Origin of the sequence: Persicirhabdus sediminis, from assembly GCF_016595495.1 — a bacterium.
In the GTDB taxonomy this organism is placed as follows: Bacteria; Verrucomicrobiota; Verrucomicrobiia; order Verrucomicrobiales; family Akkermansiaceae; genus Persicirhabdus; species Persicirhabdus sediminis.
This window is the reverse complement of sequence record NZ_JAENIM010000023.1, coordinates 54,676-72,257: the sequence shown is the minus strand read 5'-3', so window position 1 is coordinate 72,257 and position 17,582 is coordinate 54,676. Positions and strand designations below refer to the sequence as shown.

15 protein-coding genes are annotated in these 17,582 nt (G+C 48.4%); 7 read left to right on the top strand and 8 right to left on the bottom strand.

Features of this window, described 5'->3' with window-relative positions; translation table 11 throughout:
• Window positions 1-320: 320 nt before the first annotated feature.
• Both JIN82_RS05385 and JIN82_RS05380 read right to left on the bottom strand, forming a co-directional pair.
• Window positions 321-704 carry a hypothetical protein gene (locus tag JIN82_RS05385; protein WP_200310622.1) on the bottom strand — a complete coding sequence of 128 codons (384 nt, stop codon included), beginning with the start codon at window positions 702-704 and terminating at the stop codon, window positions 321-323.
• Between the two features lie 139 nt (window positions 705-843).
• Window positions 844-1,818 carry an SRPBCC family protein gene (locus JIN82_RS05380; RefSeq protein WP_200310621.1) on the bottom strand — a complete coding sequence of 325 codons (975 nt, stop codon included), beginning with the start codon at window positions 1,816-1,818 and terminating at the stop codon, window positions 844-846.
• Between the two features lie 307 nt (window positions 1,819-2,125).
• Between JIN82_RS05380 and JIN82_RS05375 the strand changes: the two genes are divergently transcribed.
• On the top strand, window positions 2,126-3,100 hold the full coding sequence (locus tag JIN82_RS05375; protein ID WP_343221725.1) for a phosphotransferase: 975 nt from the start codon (window positions 2,126-2,128) through the stop codon (window positions 3,098-3,100).
• Between the two features lie 150 nt (window positions 3,101-3,250).
• Here the strand turns inward: JIN82_RS05375 and sucD are convergent, their stop codons facing one another.
• Window positions 3,251-4,141 (bottom strand): succinate--CoA ligase subunit alpha, encoded by an 891-nt coding sequence (gene sucD, locus JIN82_RS05370; protein ID WP_200310619.1) that lies wholly within the window; start codon window positions 4,139-4,141, stop codon window positions 3,251-3,253.
• Window positions 4,142-4,180: 39 nt separating this feature from the next.
• Window positions 4,181-5,362 (bottom strand): ADP-forming succinate--CoA ligase subunit beta, encoded by a 1,182-nt coding sequence (sucC, locus tag JIN82_RS05365; protein ID WP_200310618.1) that lies wholly within the window; start codon window positions 5,360-5,362, stop codon window positions 4,181-4,183.
• A gap of 361 nt (window positions 5,363-5,723) precedes the next feature.
• On the opposite strand from sucC, the gene JIN82_RS05360 reads away from it, so the two are divergent.
• The 5 genes from JIN82_RS05360 to JIN82_RS05340 all read left to right on the top strand — a co-directional run bounded on the left by JIN82_RS05360 (window position 5,724) and on the right by JIN82_RS05340 (window position 12,505).
• The gene (locus JIN82_RS05360; RefSeq protein ID WP_200310617.1) at window positions 5,724-8,615 is read left to right on the top strand and encodes a M16 family metallopeptidase; all 2,892 of its coding nucleotides are present in this window, start codon (window positions 5,724-5,726) and stop codon (window positions 8,613-8,615) included.
• Window positions 8,616-8,632: 17 nt separating this feature from the next.
• Window positions 8,633-9,571 carry an aldo/keto reductase gene (locus JIN82_RS05355; protein ID WP_200310616.1) on the top strand — a complete coding sequence of 313 codons (939 nt, stop codon included), beginning with the start codon at window positions 8,633-8,635 and terminating at the stop codon, window positions 9,569-9,571.
• 354 nt (window positions 9,572-9,925) lie between these two features.
• The gene (locus JIN82_RS05350) at window positions 9,926-10,648 is read left to right on the top strand and encodes a hypothetical protein (RefSeq protein ID WP_200310615.1); all 723 of its coding nucleotides are present in this window, start codon (window positions 9,926-9,928) and stop codon (window positions 10,646-10,648) included.
• Between the two features lie 11 nt (window positions 10,649-10,659).
• Window positions 10,660-11,169 carry a hypothetical protein gene (locus JIN82_RS05345; protein ID WP_200310614.1) on the top strand — a complete coding sequence of 170 codons (510 nt, stop codon included), beginning with the start codon at window positions 10,660-10,662 and terminating at the stop codon, window positions 11,167-11,169.
• Between the two features lie 16 nt (window positions 11,170-11,185).
• Entirely contained in the window at window positions 11,186-12,505 is a 1,320-nt protein-coding gene (locus JIN82_RS05340) for a hypothetical protein (protein WP_200310613.1), read from the top strand.
• A 10-nt stretch (window positions 12,506-12,515) separates the two neighbouring features.
• On the opposite strand, the gene JIN82_RS05335 is transcribed toward JIN82_RS05340, so the two are convergent.
• The gene (locus JIN82_RS05335; protein ID WP_200310612.1) at window positions 12,516-13,187 is read right to left on the bottom strand and encodes a 3-keto-disaccharide hydrolase; all 672 of its coding nucleotides are present in this window, start codon (window positions 13,185-13,187) and stop codon (window positions 12,516-12,518) included.
• Window positions 13,188-13,265: 78 nt separating this feature from the next.
• Here JIN82_RS05335 and JIN82_RS05330 point away from each other — a divergent pair, with 78 nt between their 5' ends.
• Window positions 13,266-14,024, top strand: a complete 759-nt coding sequence (locus JIN82_RS05330; protein WP_200310611.1) for a hypothetical protein — start codon at window positions 13,266-13,268, stop codon at window positions 14,022-14,024.
• 15 nt (window positions 14,025-14,039) lie between these two features.
• On the opposite strand, the gene JIN82_RS05325 is transcribed toward JIN82_RS05330, so the two are convergent.
• From JIN82_RS05325 to JIN82_RS05315, 3 genes are read right to left on the bottom strand one after another with little or no spacing between them, the layout of a single operon-like run.
• Entirely contained in the window at window positions 14,040-15,092 is a 1,053-nt protein-coding gene (locus JIN82_RS05325) for a Gfo/Idh/MocA family protein (protein ID WP_200310610.1), read from the bottom strand.
• A gap of 28 nt (window positions 15,093-15,120) precedes the next feature.
• Entirely contained in the window at window positions 15,121-16,740 is a 1,620-nt protein-coding gene (locus tag JIN82_RS05320) for a divalent metal cation transporter (protein WP_200310609.1), read from the bottom strand.
• A 45-nt stretch (window positions 16,741-16,785) separates the two neighbouring features.
• The gene (locus JIN82_RS05315; RefSeq protein ID WP_200310608.1) at window positions 16,786-17,565 is read right to left on the bottom strand and encodes an SDR family oxidoreductase; all 780 of its coding nucleotides are present in this window, start codon (window positions 17,563-17,565) and stop codon (window positions 16,786-16,788) included.
• Between the last annotated feature and the right edge of the window lie 17 nt (window positions 17,566-17,582).

The window sequence follows — 17,582 nt, the reverse complement described above, 5'->3', positions numbered from 1 at the left end:
GAACTCCGTCCTCCATCGAGTAAGAATTTTTTATCACTGATTCAAAGAATCAATGATTAGAGTTAGACCAAAAACACAAAGTTTCAGTCAGTCCCCCGTGCGATGGCGTAGCCATCCCGCGGGGGAGAATTCGCCAGCAAATACGAGCCCTGAAAGGGCTCCCCATAGATACAGCCAAAGCGCTATTTAGATCTATCAGACCTAGCTAGCTTGATTCTAATGAGAGAGTGTATCAGCTAGGCAACAAGCTGGAATGGCAACCAGAACCAGCCATAATATTTGTGGTTCCATGTCTGATGAGCTTCGTATTCGTGGGGTCGTTATAAAAAAGGCGAGCGCATATCGGCATTGATTTCACTGACTTCTTGGAATGACTCATTTCCAACATCTCCAAAAAACTCAATCTTTCCGCATTTCGGACAACCAAAGACGTTGTAGTGCTCTTGGTTTACAAAAAGCTCGCCGAGGTCACCTAAAATGAATGACCATGCTCTAGTACCTTCGTGAAATCTCTTTTTTCCTATCCATTTCATAGTCACCTCACATCTGAGGCATTGGTAGAGTTTTTCATCTTCATCATCTTCTTCTAATTTCGCGACTTCGTCGAATTCCTCTTTGGTTAGGTTGTTGGGGCAATTGCAGTTCCAGCAGGTCTCCCAACAGTCTTCTTCTATTTTTGTGTTGCATGCTTTACAGGTCCACATGGTATTTATTTTTCAAGGTCTAGCTAACTAAGTTTTATCGCTCAGCTGGCTAGTTTTCTGTGATAGTTAAAATTTGAATGGAGATGATAGATCGGTGAAACTATGATGACTAGAAAGTAGCTGGAATAGATGCGTGAGTTTAGTTCTTCTCTACGTGAGCTTTGATGTGGTCCAGTACTCGGTAGTGCACTTTGTGAATGATTTCGTCGGAGATGATACCCCAATAGAATTCAGGTGAGATTGAGTGGCTATACCAGGTAGTTCCTTCTAATAGGACTTTATCACCTTGTTGTTTGAGAATGAATTGTCCTTTCTTGGACACCATGTGGCCGTGTAGATGCGGAGCGTGAAAATCACCGTAGATGGTAAGTTCTTCCATCGGTGCAGGATTTTCACTTACTGTAAATGCTAGATGGTGAGGTTCATTCCATACGGTTATGGGTTCTACGAAATCACCTGTTGAAAAGCAGCAATATCTAATTGCACCAACTCCTTGACCGTCGATATGCGCTTTAATTGGATAAGCGATACCCATTTTAAATATGCCTTCGGCTGGAGTGTTGATGTCCGGGAAGGCTATGACGGTCTGCCAAACTTCATTGATAGGTGCATCGATCAATACAGAGCTAGTGACTTTTCTGATGCTAGGTGGTGGTTTGGTAGCATTTTCAAAACTAACGAGGCAGGGGAAGAGGAGGCAAACCATTAGCGAGATGGATGTGCCATTTTTGCGGTTCACGTTCCTGCTAACAAATATACCTAGCAGTGTGCCTACTTGTGCCAATATGACAGCTAAAGAGAGTGCCATAATCAGGCAAACTAGCCCATCGATCGCAAACAAGATGAGCAGGAGGCCAAGTAAGAGAATGCTTGCACACGCTAGACCGGAGTTACTCCAGTATGACGTTTTTTGCCCGCTAGACCAAATCATGGTTGATAGAAAACTCACGATGATGGGCAGGGCTAGGAAAAGGGTCCAGCCGTAATCTTCAAATGCGTAAACAGAGAAAGCTGCGCCTAGTAGCCCAATGACTGCAGGGAGGACGATAGCTAGAACTTTTCTCTTGGTCTTTGATTGTCTATCGTTAGATGTCTCTTTGGGTGTGGTAGGCATTATATATCAGTGGAAACTCTCACTCGATAATCAATCTGTCTGGTTAGGAGTCAACAGCAAATCAAATGACAAGAGCTTTAGCTCATGCAAAAAATAAAGCCGCCTCTTGTAAGAAGCGGCTTGTATGATTTGAGCTATTTTAGGATACGAACGTGGAAGAATCGCTCGGAGGCATGGATGCGGGAGAACCTGTAGCGCAGCGTACTTTAGGTCGCAGGCCGTGCCTGTCCCGTAGCTCAGCTTCTGGCTGGTGATGAATGGGGGATTGCTGTATGGATGGCGGTGGCAGGAGATGAAGAAATTGCTCATGAACGACAAGGTAGAACAGATCATTTTGGCGGCCACTGGCGCTAGAGCTATTAGACAAAGGCAGATGGTTCAGAGCCTGTGGAGTGGTTATGGCGAAATTGTCCGCTGTCAGTTAGTTCGGGGTACTGCGGCTAGTGTCATTGTGAAACATGTTAGCCTGCCGCAGCCGTCGGCGCATCCACGTGGCTGGAATACTGACAGGTCACACCAGCGCAAGCTGAGATCCTATCAGGTGGAGACGGCGTGGTATGAAAAATGGGCACAGCAGTGTGGTGAGTCGTGCAGGGTACCGAGATGTTTGCATGTCGAAAAGTTAGATGATGAGCTGGTGATCGTCCTCGAGGACCTTGATAGCTGTGGGTTTGCTGAGAGAGTGACAAGTGTGAGTGAGGTGGAGATGTTGGCATGCCTGAGCTGGCTGGCACATTTTCATGCGACTTTTCTTGGCGTAAATCCAGCTGGACTGTGGCCGGTGGGAACGTATTGGCATCTAGAAACTCGCCCTGATGAGTTAGACCAGCTGGATTGTGAGCAGCTGAAAATGATGGCACCGGTTATTGATGATAAGCTTAACAACTGCGTCTATCAGACACTGGTTCACGGCGACGCCAAACTGGCTAACTTTTGTTTTTCTCCGTCTGGCCGCGAGGTGGCGGCGGTTGATTTTCAGTACGTCGGCGGTGGCTGTGGCATGAAGGATGTGGCTTACTTCATCAGCAGTTGTTTGCATGAAGATGAATGCGAACGCTATGAATCTGAGTTGCTAGATTTCTATTTTACTGAATTGCGCAAAGCATTGATAGAGCTAGCTAGCTCGGTGGATGCCGATGCCTTGGAGGCGGAGTGGCGGTCGCTCTACCCTGTGGCGTGGACGGATTTCTATCGATTCCTAAAAGGCTGGAGCCCAGGTCATTGGAAAATCCATCGTTATAGCGAACGGCTAGCTCGTCAGGTGATGGATGATTTGAAATAAACTCTAGCTGAGTTTGTTAGCTATTTCTAGCTGGCATTTATGACGACAAAAAAAAGCCGCTCCCAGCAGGAAGCGGCTTTAAATTTATTATCTAGCTAGAGAAATTAGTTCTCTAGCTAGAGAAATTAGTTCTCTAGCTAGAGATGTGAATTACATGATAGAGACGAGCGTCTTGGCCATGTCTGAAGGTGTCTCAGAAACGGCGATGCCGCATTCTGCGAGGATCTTCTTCTTGGCTTCAGCGGTGTCGTCTGCTCCACCAACGATGGCGCCGGCGTGGCCCATGCGGCGTCCTGGAGGCGCTGTGGCACCAGCGATGAACGCAGCGATTGGTTTGTTGCAGTTTTCTTTGGCCCACTTGGCAGCTTCGGCTTCAGCGGATCCACCGATTTCACCAATCATGATGATGCCTTCAGTTTCAGGATCGTCGTTGAACATCTTCAGCACGTCGAGGTGTGAAGTGCCGTTGATAGGGTCACCACCGATGCCAACGCAGGTGCTCTGGCCGAGGCCGAGCTGAGTGAGCTGATAGACAGCCTCATAGGTGAGTGTGCCTGAGCGAGAAACCACGCCGATGTTGCCGCGACGGTGGATGTATCCTGGTGCGATGCCGATGCGGCAGCCACCGTGTGAATTTTCACCTGTACCAGGAGTCACGATGCCGGGGCAGTTAGGGCCGATGAGGCGAGTTTTACTGCCTTTCATGGCGGCTTTCACACGCATCATGTCAGCGACAGGAATGCCTTCGGTGATGGCGACAACGAGGTCGAGCTCAGCGTCGACCGCCTCGAGGATGGCGTCAGCTGCAAATGGAGGAGGAACAAAGATAGCTGAGACTGTGGCGCCAGATTCTTTGGCGGCTTCAGCCACACCATTGAAGATAGGCACTTGGTTTTCGAACAGCTGGCCGCCCTTACCTGGGGTGACACCGGCAACGATCTGCGAGCCGTATTCCAAGCTGAGCTTGGCGTGGCGGGCACCAAATCCGCCGGTGATGCCTTGGATGAGCACCTTGGTGTTTTCGTCTACTAAAATAGCCATGATAGAAAAGTTAGTTAGGAATTAATTAGGGTTAGGCCATTAGGCGATAGCGGCAACAATCTTCTTGGCTGCGTCGTCGAGGTCGCTAGCTGCGATCACAGCGAGGTCTGAGTCAGCGATGATCTTCTTACCAAGGTCAACGTTAGTGCCTTCAAGGCGCACCACCAGAGGGATGCTTAGGCCAGTTTCTTCCACTGCGGCGAGGATGCCCTCGGCAATGATGTCGCACTGCATGATGCCGCCAAAGATATTGACGAGAATGCCTTCTACTTTGCTGTCTGATAGAATGATTTTGAATGCTGCGCAAACTTGCTCTTTAGTGGCACCACCACCAACGTCGAGGAAGTTAGCTGGGTCACCACCGTGATGTTTGATGATGTCCATAGTCGCCATGGCGAGACCAGCACCGTTTACTAGACAGGCAATGTTACCGTCGAGGCCGATGTAGTTGAGGTCGTATTCACCAGCTTCTACTTCTAGCGGGTTTTCCTCTGATAGATCGCGGTAGGCGACGATTTCTGGATGACGATAGAGTGCGTTATCGTCGAAGTTGAACTTGGCATCGAGAGCGAGCACTTCACCTTCCGGAGTAACTACTAGCGGGTTGATTTCCACCATTGAGCAGTCACAGCTGATGAACAGCTTGTAGAGGTTCTTGATGAGAACAGCAAATTGTTTGGCTTCTGCGCCAGCTAGCTGGAGAGCAGCTGCTAGTTTGCGAACTTCGTATGGCTGGAGGCCGGCGAGCGGGTGCACACACTGGCGGATGATTTTTTCAGGAGTGCTTTCAGCGACTTCTTCAATGTCCATGCCACCTTCAGTAGAAGCAACAATAACTGGGCCGCCACTTTCGCGGTCCATTAGGATAGCCAGATAGAGTTCGCGCGAGATGTCACAGGCGTCTGCGATCATGACCTTGCTAACAAGTTTACCTTCATCACCAGTTTGTTTGGTGACGAGAGTTTGTCCAATCATCTGCTCGGCGATTTCAGCTACTTTTTCAGGGCTGTCTACCAAGTGGACACCACCTTTAAATCCGTTTTTGAAAGTTCCTTTGCCGCGACCACCTGCGTGGACTTGGGCTTTAATAACTAGATCACTGCCGCCGATTGCTTCGGCTGCGGCTTGGGCTTCTGCGGCGGTAGACGCCACCTTTCCTTTTGGGCTGGGGACGCCGAACTTTTCAAAAAGTTCTTTGGCTTGGTATTCGTGAATATTCATAAGCTAATCACCGTATCACGGCGCGAACGGCCAGACGCTATGGATAGAGAATTCTTACGTCAAGGTGAAAGCCTGCATCTTGAGCAATATGTCACATATTTTTGCAGCTTTTTGCGTAGGTTTTATTAGGATAACAAATTGCGCTTAGATTTCGCGACACATCCATGTGACAGATGCGCTCGCGTGGTGAATTGGTTCATAGAATACTTCTAATGAACGAATCGCTAGGTCTATCACCGCTGGCTATCACCTGAGAAAGTGGCTTGCTAGGGTGGCTGGTGAGTATTTCAATCATGAGTTTCTGGTGGGAATGAATCGGTTTGGAGTTTGACAAATTCACGATGCTGCCGAGTTTAGGAACATGATTAGAAATTTTCTGACATTGGGTGTGGCTGCAAGCATGGCTTGCTTTGTCCCCCAACTCGTTGACGGTAAAGAAATCCAAAGCCAGCCAGCTGGTAACGAGCTGGCTGAAAAACCAGCGGCTCTGTGGCCACAAGATGGCAGCGACATTGCGGTGGATGCCAATGTGAAGTTTGGCCAGCTAGAAAATGGCATGCGTTATGCCATCATGCAAAATGCTGAGCCACCGGGGCGTGTTAGCATGCGCATGCACATTGCGGCGGGTTCGCTGATGGAGCGCGACGACCAGCGAGGCGTGGCGCATTTTCTTGAGCACATGGTATTTAATGGCTCGAAGCATTATCCTGATCCAAGTGAGTTGATTCCGCGCATGCAGCGTCTGGGCATTGCTTTTGGCGCTCACGCCAATGCTTATACTTCTTTTGACGAAACCGTGTATATGCTAGATCTACCTAACACGGATGGAGACACTCTAGAACTTGGTTACAATGTGATGCGCGATTTCTGCGATGGCGCGCTGCTTAATGATACTGAGATTGATAAAGAACGCGGTGTGATTCTGGCTGAGAAAACATCACGCGATTCTGTGCAGATGCGGCTGATGGAAAAGCAGTTTGAATATCTCATGCCGGATTCATTGATTCCAGTTAGGTTTCCTATCGGTACGGAGCAGGTGATTGAAAGTGCACCGCGCAAGGCCTTCACTGATTTTTACAGCCAGTTCTATAAACCTGAAAACATGACATTTGTTTTTGTGGGGGACATGGATCCAGCTGTGGCGGAGGCGGCTATAAAAGCGAACTTTGAAACCATGACCAACCCAGAGGAAGTTCAGCCAGCTCCTGATTGGGGAAAGGTTTCTCAGGGTGGAGGATTTGAAGCTGCTATATTTACCGATGAAGAACTCAGTGAAACCGATCTATCATTGATTGTTACTAAGCCATTTGTCGACAAGCCTGACACTGTGGCGACTCGAGCTGAGCGTCTGCCATTGTTTCTAGCAAATGCTATTTTAGATAGGCGCTTTTCCTTGTTAGCCAAGGAAGAGAATGCGGTGATCACAGGTGGCAGCGCCTACCGCAGCAACTGGTTTAAGTTTGTAGAATTTGGCAATATCTCGGTGGTTGCAGCAGATCATAACTGGGAAGCAGCACTGCCAGTGCTCGAGCAAGAAACTCGCCGTGCCATCGAATACGGATTTACCGAAGACGAACTCCAGCTAGTTGTGGCGAATCTAACGTCAATGTACGAGAACTCAGTAAAATCAGCTGATAGTCGTAAGTCGCCAGCTCTAGCATCATCGATCGTGCAGAACATTCATTCCAAGAGTGTCTTTTCTACGCCAGCCGAAGACCTGCGTGTTTTCAAAGAAAATATCGCGCAGATAGATCTAGCGCAAGTTCACCAGGCATTTGCTGATTTCTGGAAATCTCCAGATGTGAAGCTCATTCTAACGAGCAAAGAGAATGCGGACGCCGACAAGGTTGGCGAGCTGAGCGAACTCTACATGCAGAGCAAGCAAGTGAAAGTAGAAGCACCGGCTGAGCGCGAGGTAAAGGCGTTTGCTTATAGCGATCTCGGCACGGCAGCTCCAGCGCCGCAACTGCACGAAGTCAAAGACCTCGGGTTTACTCAGTTTGAGTTTGCTAACGGAGTGCGGGTAAATTTCAAAAAGACTGACTTCGAAAAAAATAATATCAGCATCTCAGCTCATGTGGGTTGTGGTAAATTGTGCCAGCATAAAGAGCAAGTGGGCATCGACCAATTTGCTAACTCAACCTTCATCGCGGGTGGTCTTGGGGAGCACAGCTCTGATGACTTGCGCCAGATCCTAGCTGGAAAAAATGTAGGGGTTAGTTTTGCCGTTAGTGAAGATAGTTTCATCTTCAGCGGCGCGACGACTCCTGAAGATCTCAAACTTCAGTTGGAGTTGATGTGCGCCTATTTGCTAGATCCTGGTTATCGTGCCGAGGCTGAACGCCAATACAAGGCGCAGTTGCCAGCGATTTACTCGCAGATGGAGCATACCCAAGCTGGGCCGCTGGCGAAAATGCGCGCCTATCTACGTGGCGATGATGGACGATTTGTTTTCCCAACACGCGAGCAAGCGGAAGCCTTCACTGGCGAAGATCTCAAGAAATGGCTGCAGCCGCAGCTGGAAAAAGGTTACATGGAAGTTAGTGTGGTCGGTGATTTTGACCCGAGCCAGCTGGTAGATGCGCTAGCCGCTACGGTAGGCGCGCTTCCTGAGCGCGATAAGGCTTATCCTAATTTGAAGTCAGAGCGTAAGTTAGAATTTCCAAAACCACCAGTTAGCAAACGCTGGGAATTCAGCAGCAAAGTGCCTACTGGTATCGCCGTGGTGACATGGAAGGCTATCGGTCTTGAGCCAGACACGATTGGCCTGAACCGCCGCTTCGGAATTCTTTCTGATATTCTAACGAATAGGCTGCGTGAAAAACTACGTGAGGAGCTGGGAGAAGCATACAGCCCAGGGGCTAACTTCAGCGGCAATGATGTATTCGACGACTTGGGTTACGTTGTTGCCTATAGTCCTGGTAACCCAGACCAAGTCGACAAGGTGAGCAAGCTGATGGTAGAAATTGCTGCTGAGCTTTGTGAAAAAGGAGCTAGCCAGGACGAGCTAGACCGCGCCCTGCAGCCACGTCTATCCATGCTGAAAAAGTCCCTGCGCAATAACGGTTACTGGTTAGGTACAGTGATGGGGAATTCTCAGCGCCAGCCATATCGTTTGGATTGGGCTCGCCAGCGAGATGCCGACTACGCCGCAATCACGGTTGATGAGATCAATAATCTAGCAACTCGTTATCTGGGTCGCGATAATGTCTTCCGCTTCGAAATCATCCCTGTGGATGATAATGGCGAATAACTAATCATTAGACGCAGATGCAGTATCGAAAGTTAGGTAAAACTGGCCTGCAGGTTTCCGAGATAGGAATGGGAACCTGGCAGCTGGGAACAAGTGAGTTCTGGGGGCCGATGGATGATGCCGAGGGTATCAGAATGGTCCATCGCGCGCTGGAACTTGGTTGTAATCTTTTTGATACTGCTCCTAACTATGGGGATACAAATAGTGAGCGTCTTCTCGGCGAGGCGCTCAAAGGGCGGCGTGAGGATGCTGTGATTGTGGGGAAATTTGGCCACGTTCCTGGTGGCGGTACTGATTTTTCGGTCGACTGGATGCATGAAAGTTTGTCGCAGTCATTAGACCGTTTACAGACTGACTATTTAGACGTGCTGTTATTACACAATCCATTTCCTGACGTCCAGCTAGCTGAAAACCCAATCTGGGATGCTATGCGCCAGCTACAGAATGAGGGAAGAATTCGTCACTTTGGCGCTAGTGTGGACTGGGCGGGTGAGGTGCGAGCTTGCCTCGAAGCAGGAGCGGAGGTGATAGAGGTGTTATTTTCTATCTTCCACCAAGACGCTCGCTTTGCTTTTGATGCCGTGCGTAAATATGATGCGGGAATTTTAACTAAAGTCCCGCTAGATAGTGGCTGGCTTACTGGCCGCTTTGATGAAAATTCTGTTTTTGACGGCCCACGCGCGCGTTGGACTAGTGAGCAAATTGCCGAGCGCGCTCGTTTGGTTGACGGGCTCAGCTGGCTGACCCATGGTGGCGAGAAATTATCCCATCAGGCGATCGCTTATTTATTAAGTTATGCAGAAGTTAGTTCGGTGATTCCTGGCGCGCACTCGCTTAGCCAGCTAGAAGATAATCTGGCGCCAGTTGGCCACCGTCTATCCGCTGACCATAGACTTCAGCTAGAGCGCTATTGGGATGAATTTACCCAACAAGGGACTAAGTTACTACCTTGGTAATTTTTACTCACTCAGGGTGAATGTTTTGCATTTGCGAAACATCGTGGCGCTTTTTTTGGGGGTGGCTAGTCACCTGAGCTATTTGGCTGTTTTTTCATTGAGGAAGCTTGTTTTTAGATACTGCAATGTGTTGTTTTTCAGTGGGTTGTGGGTATCTGTAATTTAGATTTATGTTGCAAATGTGAACGGGTGTTTGTATTTTAGGATAGTCGATTTTTGGCTAACTCCCGCCAATTCTTTGTGTGCTTTGATCGAGCTGGCTGAGACCAGTGCTTAGGAGTCTGTTCTCAGGAATTCCAGTATAGTTGATATTTCAGCTAGGCTGGGACTTTCACATCCATTCCCGAAACAAAGATGAAAAACAGATTGACGATTGCAATGTTAGCTATGCTGGTAGGTGTATCCGTAGCTGAAGAAGATAAACCGGTTGGCTCGCTGTGGGTGACTGGTTTAACAGCCTATTCTGAGGTTAGGTCAGGTAGCCATGTTCAACTTAACTGGGAGGTAAGCTATGCGCAGACGGAGGATATCGGCGCAGAAATCACCGAGGAAGATGTCTTGCTGCCAGTGGAGAGCTCAACGATGACAGTATGGGCGATTGGTGCCGGTTACTGGGGGGGGAATAACTACGTGCTTTTACAGTGTAAAGTGGCAGGTGAGACCTATCAGTTGTTCGACGCCAAAGCTAAAAACTTTAAGACCAATGGCAACAAGCCATTATTTACTAAGGAGGTGATAGATGGTGAAGAGATTCATTTTGGCATGCAGGGAGTAAGCAACCAGTCTGGCAACTACTACCGCTGGACAGGTACTGATAGGAGTAACCCTGATCATTCGTTCATAGCTCTGCGCAATGGTGATTCATTTCCTAACTATACGCCAATGGGGAACGACGGTGATGTGGAATCTTATCTCAAGCCGTATCTCGACACCGAGACCAACACGGTTGTGCTAGGGGAAAAGGATGTGATTTATATCGCTGAACTAGACCGCAGGTACACCTACGAACAAAGTGGCAACCCTGATGATAAAGGGTACGACATGCAAGATATGGTTTTCCTCGTTAGCTTTCAATAGAAGGAGGAGCTATGATTATTAGATGTCTAACGGTGGCTTTGGCTGCCATGGGATTCTGCATGATAGCTGGTGCTGAAGAGGTGAAGTTTCTTAGTGAAGCGGATCATAAAGAATTACTTTCGAGCTATCAAAAGCAGTTAGCCAAACAGAAAGCCGCGCCACTCGATGAGCCGAAAATTGTGCAAAAGAAGAAGCGCGATATCATTGCCGAGTCGACAATTCTGACTAACAATGGTGAGTGGACAATCGTGCCGAAGGGCGCGGTGATTTATATGCCAGAGCATTTGACTCAGCATATCGTAGCGGTACCTCAAGGCAATTTACTGCAGTGGGGAGATTTTTTACAAAAGAATAGGCGCTGGCTGAAAACACAAGAACTCAGCCGCAGCCAGGCCAATGGCAAAGAACCCCTGAGTGATGCCTTGCGTGAACAGATGGTTATACAGCGTGTGGTGGTCGTTGCGGTAATGGCTCGTAGGCCAACGGCAACAAAATTAGATCTAACGGAATTTAATAAATAGAAGGGAAGTGATGAAAATGAAAAATAAATCAATAGTCAAATGGAGGTGTCTATCAGCGATAGCACTCGGAACAAGTGGATTGTTAGCAGGGGATTATGTGAACTTCATTATCGAACTTCCTCAAAATGGCGATACTCCAGCCTATCTAGACGATTTGCCAGATAAAGGTGAGTCTAAGTCGTCTCTGCCAATCTTCGAAATGGGGTCTAAATACGAGCTTTGGGCGGTTAAAGAGGATGGTAGCGAGTCGTGGTTGCTAGACGAGAAATTCATTGGCGCATATGGTCCCAAGGCAACGCTAACGCTGGAGACGCTAGATGATTACGAGGGATTTGACGCCAACACTGGTGTGCTCAAGCGTACTCGTGCAGATCTAGCATTCACGGTGAATTATACTATTTCCGGATTGAAGCCAGACTCAGAAAATCCAGCTGCTAGAGTGGTGGAGTTTGTGCATGAATATCAAGCTGAAGGAGGAGAGCTGACAGAATATGCTCGATTAGAAATTACAGTCAACGGAACGACCAGCAATGAGCAAGCTACGGTTATTCCAGCAATTCCAGCCTCACAAGCTGCGGGTGTAGAGATATTTACTATTTATGCGATGCCAGACTGCCTGCTTGAGGAGGTGGTAGATGATGGCAAATCCAACAATGGCCACGGCAATAACGTTGATGGTGTGGATTCTAGTAACCCTGGTAATTCTAAGGAAGGTGAAGATACTGACCCAACCGTTGATGATGAAATTAAGAAGAAGTTGGCTGACGATTGTGTGAATGGGCTGTGCAATCATGCCGATAATTCTTGCCCTGAGGTTTACGATTGTGCCGACATAGACGATAGCGAGAAGATGGTGTTAGCTAGAGTCTATCTGCATGTTTTTCCTAAGCCATTGGGTGATTTGACCATTCTACCAGAAGGGAGCTCAAATCTTTCTGATGCCACAGAACCGCTTGGCGATGGTAATACCTACGGAGCGGATTACCCGAATCTCGTAGTCGAGTTAGAGGAACTCTATCCAGAGAGTGTGACGGAAATGCGCATCGTCAAAGCTGAAGACAGAGCTTCAATGACTGGTGAACATGAGCAAGATTCCCAGCTAGAAACATTAGAGGTCGTGGAAACCTTTGTGAATACCAGCGAGACGGAGTTAGTGAGTAAGGAGTTCGATCTAACGGATTGGTTTGATGGCATTGATGAGGCGGGAGAATGGTATGTGCAGATTGTGCATCGCTCACCCTTTGCTGAGAATCAAGATGAAGTGATGGTCGAGTACTCCTTCGAAGTATTACCAACTGTTATATTCAATGGAGATCTAAATATCATCGCTCAGTAGATCTCTCTCATTAAGGTAGTTTTTTGAGTTGGATGTTTCTAAAGTACACGGTGCTGTCTTTGTCATGGGCTTGAATGGCAAGGGCGCCACCGTTTTTTTGTAGCAAGCGATCCTTACGAAACGGTTTGCGAACGGGGTTTTCTCCCTCTCGGTAGTCTACGGTGATGGTATCATTTACCTTGATGATGATGTGATTGCCATCGACTTTGATATAATAGCGAAACCATTCCTCGTCTCTCACCGGCGACTCTAATACGGGAATGACAGCGAATAGGCTCCCTGTTAGCTCTTTAGTTGTTCTCGGATCATTGTTGATCTGCGCTTCGTAGCCGTGTTTGAGAAAGTGATCAGTTTTTTCGTAGTTTGTATGGAAGAAGATGCCGGAGTTAGATTTTGCCATGACCAGTACCTCGCAGCGGAACTCAAAGTTAATAAACTTTTCTGGCTGATTGTCGTTTTCTCCAAAATAATACAGATGAGCCATGTCATTGAGTCCATGAGTCTTGAGTAGACCATTTTCCACCGTGAATGATTCTGGGTTTTGATTGGCCTTCCAGCCAGTTAGGTCGTGACCATTAAAGAGTGATTTCCAGTCGTCTTCAACAGCATGGAGCTGAGCGAGCGGCGTTGATAGGGAGACGGCGATGACTAAGATAGCCGTAAAATTATGTTTGGGAGACATAGCTAACGAAATATCATTGATGACATAATATGGCTAGAGAATCTTTACAAGTCTCAGAGGGTTTGCTAGATGCGCGTCATGAATTCGCAATCAATGTTTTTACCTCTGGTTAGGCCGCTGTGCTATCTTAGCTTGTGTGGAGTATTGTCAGCTCACCAACCTGAGAGCCAGTTGATGATGGAGGAGCGGACTGGCTTGGCTGAAAATGAGGGAAGTGTTCACCTTCATTGGGATAGTCGTTATTTTTCAGAAGGTAGAGATAACTTAGATGGTGATTCATTGATGTCCACGGGCTTCCTCCATGGCGGCAAGCATGTTACTGCGGGCGCTTGGTATGGTTTTTCACCGGATCAAGAATACGACGAGCTTCAGCTATCACTCATATTGAGCCATGAGATTGGCAATTGGGAGTTCTATGGTGCTTACACACATATTCGCACTCCTTTTGATAGTGCATATGACAACGAACTCGGCTTGGGGGTGATCTGGTCAGGTTTGCCAGCTGAGATAGAATTGGCTGCTGATGGTTATTATTCTTTTGATGCAGAGGGCGCGTTTATCGAATTCTCAGTACTGCGCGAATACGAACTAACGGAGTCACTAGCCATTGGGGCTGCTGGAATCGTTGGGGTAAATCAGGGGTATGTATCTGATGGCCATGACGGCTGGAACCATTTTGCCCTGCAGCTCGAGGGTGTCTATGCAATTAATGACTGTTGGTCCGCGTCTGTCCATGCCACATATAGTTGGGCATTAGATAGAGATGTAAGTCTAGCTGGTGATGAACTTTTGAGGGATTTTTTCCACTTTGGGGTGGGCTTGGAGTGGGGGTTTTAGCTTCATTCAGGGTGGCTAGTCGTGGGCTAGCTCTACCCATTCACCATTATTCTGAGCGCTTTGATAGATGGCGCGGATGAGCTCGACAGCTTTGCGTGCTTCGTGTCCGTCGATGGGTGGATTTTTGCCAGCCTGAATGGCCTCTATCACCGCTTCAAAATTCTTTTGGTGGCCAGTGAAATTGATAGCTGTTGGGTCGTTAGCGCCCATGCCAGCTGCAGCGCCGACCATATATTTTTCGCGGATTTCAGCATCTTCAGGTGCTTCTTCTTTGAAATCCCAGTGGGAAAATGATTCATCGGAAAGTACGATGTGTCCGGTTGAGCCGCTGAGATGGATTTCAGCTGGATTTCCATCTGACGAGTAACATGAGGTTGAGCCTTGAATGATACCGCGACCGCCGTTAGTGAATTCCAAAATCGCCACAGCGGTGTCTTCTACCTCGATGTTGTCGTGAGTTAGGCATGCCATGCTGGCGCTGAGTCGCTTCACGGGGCCAGCTAGATAGAGGAGTTGGTCGATGGCGTGGATAGATTGATTCATCAAGGCGCCGCCGCCATCTAACTTCCAAGTTCCGCGCCATGCGCCAGAGTCGTAGTAGGCTTGATCACGAAACCATCGGATAGAAGCTTCAGCTAGGGTTAGTTGGCCGAGGCGCCCTTGCACAATAGCTAGCTTGGCGACATCCATCGCAGGGTGGAACCTGCGGTTGAAGATGCCTGCTAGGGTTACTCCAGCTTGATCACAAGCATCGATCAATTGGTCGATTTTTTCCGTAGTCACCTCGAGTGGTTTTTCCACAATGATGTGTTTGCCCGCTTTGGCAGCCGCCAGTGCTGGCTGCAGGTGTGCTCCACTAGGTGTGGCTATGGTGACGACCTCTAGCTCGCTGTCGGCTAGAAATTCGTCGAGATCGTGATAGACGGTGCATGGATAGTTAGCTTTGAACTCAGCTGCTTTCTCTTCATTGCGAATGTAGGCTGAGTGCAGTGTCCCATTAGCCATTGCCTGAATAGCCATGGCGTGAAACTGGGCGATCATGCCGCCACCGATGATTCCAATTTTCATGATGTGAGAGTGTCTTGTGAAAATAGTGTTAGCTAGCTAGCTTGTTATTTTTGACAAATCCGTAGATGCCGATGGTGGCTAATACAGCGAGTCCAACAAGTCCGTACATTCCAGCTGGCCCTTTGTTCACCAAGTTCCAGATAGAAGCAAAAGTGGCGGCACCAGCTGAGATAATCATCAGCACGTTCACCAATGCGCGTTTTTTAGGTAACTCTTCACCTAGGGCAGCTTTGGAGTTCATTAATAACAAGAAGGCTAAGTAAGCGATGGGTAAGAGGGTAGTTGCGATCACTGAGGCAGGAACGGCTAACGCCGCCTTTGAGGCTCCACTCCAGAGGAATGGAGAGAAAAATCCAGCGATGGCGGGCATGGCTGCACCAGCCATAAAGACGAGCTTTGAGTCGACTTTGTTAAATGCCTCACTGATGGCGTAACCATTCATCATCATGTGGACTAACATGGTGGAAATGGCCATGGCGAGAATGCCAATACCAAAGATGAGCTGGGCGTATTTACCGAGGAAAGGTTCTAGTGATTTTGCTAGGGCGCCAGCGTCACGTTTCACTAACATTGCCGCTAGTTTTTTCTCAGCTAGAGGAAGTGACTCTCTAGCAGTTTGTTTTTCTGCATCGCTGAGTGTTGCAAAATCAGGGTTTGCTGATCCTAGCTTAGCATCGACGATGTTATAGTAAATATCAGCAGATTGTTCTTTGACTTGGCCGTCTTCGCTGAGGACATCTTGGTATTTGGCGTGGAAGCTAGCTGCTGAGGAAATCACTAGAAATGATGTTCCCAGAATAAATGGCACGAAGAGTCCTAACATGAGGTCGAAGCGTGACAGCTCGCGGTGTTTTTTCCCCCATCCTTTCCGGCGCAGTGTATAGGGGAGTAGAAATGTCATGTTGATGCCCACGGCGGTGCCAAAGGCAGTGATGATGATGTTGCGCTGGTTGTCGGTGACGTATTGGCTCCAGTAGTCAGCGGCAGGGCCAGTTGCTGAGATGGCGGCGCCGATGCTTTTTGTTGGCTGGAATAGCGCGCTAAAGTCAGGAATGAGTCCTTTGAGGATGTAGCTCCAGTTAACAGCTCCTTTGAGTGTTAGCGTGATCACCACACCCATGAATGCGAGCACAATGATGGCGACTAACACCTTGAGTAAGTTGTCGACTACTTTGCCCGCTTTACCACCTCCAACCATCAGCCAGAGTAGGGAGAGAGAAATAACAAAAAAGGTGCCAGTAATGAGGTAGGGCACAGTGTCGGGAACGCCTAAGTTTTGCTCTAGCGCGCCACGGCCCAGAGCAAACTGGGCGGCGCAGAAAACGGTATCAGCCACGACGGTGGCTATCAGCCAGCCCCAAGCAAGTGTGGGGGAGACTTTTTTCTGTACGGTTCTGAATGGGCGTTCGCCGGTGGAGAGGGTGACGTAGCTGATCGCCGAAAGCATGATAATTCCGCACAGCATGGCTAGCGGCTGAAGCCACATGAATTCGTAGCCACCTATCACTCCTAGATAGAGAGCTCCTATCAGAGAGCCTCCGCCTAAGGTGACGGCTGCCTGAATCCAGCCGGGACCGCTCATCGCCCCGTAGATTTTCAACTTTGTTAGAAAGTTGCCGTTAATGGCTTGATCAATTTTCTCTGACATAGGGTATAGTGTGTGGAAGATTTGGGGGTTATCTTTTTAAAGGAGCTAGATCGTCATGGAGTCATAGCCACCATCAACAACCGTTTCAGTACCGGTGATGAAGCTGCCTGCACCATGGGATGATAGAAGCAATACAGCGCCGATGAGTTCATCAGGTTTGCCGAATCGGTTAGCAGGGGTGTGACGCATAATGTCCTCGACGCGCTCAGGTGTGAGCACTTTCTTATTTTGCTCAGCTGGGAAGAATCCTGGCACTAAGGTATTCACGCGGATTTCTTTTTCAGCCCATTCGCGAGCGAGGTTTTTGCTGATGTTGTGAACGGCAGCTTTTGAGGCTGAGTAAACAAAGACACGTGAGAGAGGGTTGAGGCCGGAGATAGATCCGAGGTTGATGATAGATGCTGGCTGGCCGCGATCGATGAAGTATTTACCGAAGATCTGGCAAGCTTGGAAGGTAGCGCCCAAGTTGATGTCCATGATCTTGTGGAATTCTTCTAATGGGATATCGAGGAATGGTTGTGCGCTGTTGATGCCTGCGCCATTGATGAGGATGTCAACTTTACCAGACTTCTCCAAGGTAGTAGCTAACAACGCCTCTAACGATCCTTTGTCGCTGAGTTCAGTTTGGACAAAGTAACCTTTGCCGCCCGCGGCTTCAATTTTAGCTAGGGCAGCCGTGGCTTTTTCTTCGCTACGACCGGCTAGAACGACTTCTACGCCAGCTGATGCGAGACCAAAAGCCATGTGGCTGCAGAGTTCACCAGTGCCACCGATGACGACGGCTACTTTACCTTTGAGGTCGAATAAATTTTCAATATAGGACATATGTGCTTAATAGTGGA